Below are 2,342 nucleotides of genomic sequence, written 5' to 3' on the forward strand. Positions count from 1 at the left end.
GGGGCGGGACCGACCGGTCCCGCCCCGCTCCGCGTCCGGCGCGCGCCGGTCAGCCCGACGTCCAGTACGCCACCAGCCCGATGGCCGCCCCGACGAGCAGCACGGCCGCCGCGAGGGTGGCGCCGGCGTGGACGAGCGTCCGGGTGCGGTCGGCCGCCGCCCCGGTGCGCCCGCCGGTCGGCAGGTAGGCGTAGACCGCCGCGACGGCCAGCCCGGTGACGAGCCCGCCGATGTGCCCGGTCCACGAGATCTGCGGGACCAGGAACGTGATGAGCAGGTTCACGGCGAGCAGGCCCAGGATGAACCGGGTGTCGAGGTTCAGCCGCCGCCCGATGACGAACACCGCGCCGAACAGGCCGAAGACGGCCCCCGAGGCGCCCACGGACGCCTGGTCCGGCACCAGCGCCAGCGACAGGACCGACCCGCCGAGCGCGCTCAGCAGCCACAGCGCCAGGTAGCGCGCGTGGCCCAGCCAGTCCTCGACCTGGCGGCCGACCACCCACAGGGCGAACCCGTTGAACGCCACGTGCATGAGGCCGCCGTGCAGGAACGCCCCGGTGAGCAGCCGGTCCCACTGCCCGTTGATGACGCCGACGCCCCACATCATGTAGCGCCCGGCCAGGCCGGGGACCACGGACTGGGCGAGGAAGCCGGCGACGATGAGTCCGAGCAGCGCGTAGGTGACGTACGGCTGCCGCGCCACCCTCCCCCCGAAGACGGTGCGCGGCCGGCGCACGCCCTTCTGCCCCTCGGCCACGCACTGCACGCACTGGTGGCCCACCGGGGCCTCGCGCATGCAGTCCGGGCAGATCGGCCGGTCGCACCGCGTGCACCGGACGTAGGTCTCGCGTTCGGGGTGCCGGTAGCACGTGGGGACGGCCTGGGCGCCGGGCTCGCCGCTGCGGGGAGGAGGGGAGGCGCTCATGGGTCCGGCCCTAGCGCTCGATCTGCACGGACTGGATGACGACGTCCTCCAGCGGGCGGTCCTGCGGGTTGGTGTCGACCGCGGCGATGGCGTCGACCACGTCGGTGCCCTCGACGACCTCACCGAAGATGGTGTGGCGGTTGTTCAGCCAGTCGGGGGTGCCCACGGTGATGAAGAACTGCGAACCGTTGGTGTTGGGGCCGGCGTTGGCCATGGCGAGCAGGTAGGGGCGGTCGAACTTGAGGCCGCTGAACTCGTCCTTGAACTTGTAGCCGGGGCCGCCGCGGCCGTTGCCGAGCGGGTCGCCGCCCTGGATCATGAAGTCGCCGATGACCCGGTGGAAGATCGTGCCGTCGTACAGCTTGGCGCTGCTCGGGCTCCCGGTGGTGGGGTCGATCCACTGCTTGGTGCCTTCGGCGAGGCCGACGAAGTTGGCCACCGTCTCCGGCGCCTGCTCCGCGAAGAGCTTGACGACGATCGTTCCCTTGGTGGTGTTCAGCCGCGCTCGGGGCTGACCGTTGACCTCGGACACCTGGGTGCCTTTCCGTTGTGGACGCTGACGGGCCCCACGTTACCGGCTCCGCCCGCGCCGTCTCGCTCCCGCCGCCCTCCGGCGCACGCCGCCGGACCGTCCGGCGCGCCAACGGCCGCCGAATGTTGTATAACGCACGGGTAACGCGGGTATGTGAGCCGCGCGATGGCGGCCCCGCGCATAGGACGTCCGCGTTCGGGCAGGGGCTACCCCGATGCTGAAAGAAAAGGAGGTCACCGTGCCCAGCAAACTCAAGCGCCGCACGGCCGAGTTCGACGCAGAGGCGGCCCTCGCCCGCCTGCAGGAACTCGCCCGCGAGCAGTCCGAGCGGTTCAGTCCCTACGCCGACCAGGCCAAGGAGACCGCCGCACTCCGGCTCCACCAGGCCCGCGGCTGGACCGCCCCCCGCCTGGAGCAGGCGGCGCAGCGCGTCGAGGACACCGTGGCGCCGCGCGTCGCCGACCTCCTCACCTCAGCGGCCCACAAGGTCGACCCCGGCCCCCTCCGCGGGCGGCGCCGCCTCCCCCGCGTGCTCGTCTTCGCCGGGGCGGCGACCCTCGGCGCCATCGCCGTATACGGGGTGCTGAAGCTGCGCCAGGCGTCCCAGGACGCCGAGTGGCAGGAGAACCTCGACCAGGCGCGCGAGCAGGTCCGCGAGACCCGTGAGCAGTTGTCGGCCAAGGCCAAGCAGGCCAAGGAGAAGGTGACCGGCACCGCCGCCGAGGTCAAGGACGACGCCGAGGAGGCCAAGGAGACCGCCGCCGCGGGCGCGAAGAAATCCGCGCAGGAGCTCAACGGCCGCGTGAAGAAGTAGGGCGCCCCGCTCAGGGACGGCCGCGAACGCCGATGGCCCCGCCGGAATCCGGCGGGGCCATCGGCGTTCGC

The 2,342-nt window shown here is 72.8% G+C and carries 3 protein-coding genes; 1 reads left to right on the forward strand and 2 read right to left on the reverse strand.

All coding sequences use genetic code 11. The features are described 5' to 3' along the window. Positions 1–49 precede the first annotated feature (49 nt). Both NT8_RS27895 and NT8_RS27900 read right to left on the reverse strand, forming a co-directional pair. Positions 50–925: a rhomboid family intramembrane serine protease gene (locus NT8_RS27895; protein WP_067976033.1), complete on the reverse strand. Its 876-nt coding sequence runs from the start codon at positions 923–925 to the stop codon at positions 50–52. Between the two features lie 10 nt (positions 926–935). After that, positions 936–1,457, reverse strand: coding sequence for a peptidylprolyl isomerase (locus NT8_RS27900; RefSeq protein WP_067976036.1), 522 nt, complete (start codon positions 1,455–1,457; stop codon positions 936–938). Positions 1,458–1,695: 238 nt separating this feature from the next. On the opposite strand from NT8_RS27900, the gene NT8_RS27905 reads away from it, so the two are divergent. Continuing rightward, complete coding sequence (locus NT8_RS27905) at positions 1,696–2,271, forward strand: hypothetical protein (RefSeq protein WP_157516005.1); 576 nt, start codon at positions 1,696–1,698, stop codon at positions 2,269–2,271. Positions 2,272–2,342 lie beyond the last annotated feature (71 nt).

The organism is Nocardiopsis trehalosi NBRC 14201, assembly GCF_001552555.1.
GTDB lineage: Bacteria > Actinomycetota > Actinomycetes > Streptosporangiales > Streptosporangiaceae > Nocardiopsis_B > Nocardiopsis_B trehalosi.

What these genes read in the sequence shown, in the direction of transcription:
- NT8_RS27895 (WP_067976033.1), bottom strand. Translation starts at nt 925, where the DNA reads ATGAGCGCCTCCCCTCCTCCCCGCAGCGGCGAGCCCGGCGCCCAGGCC.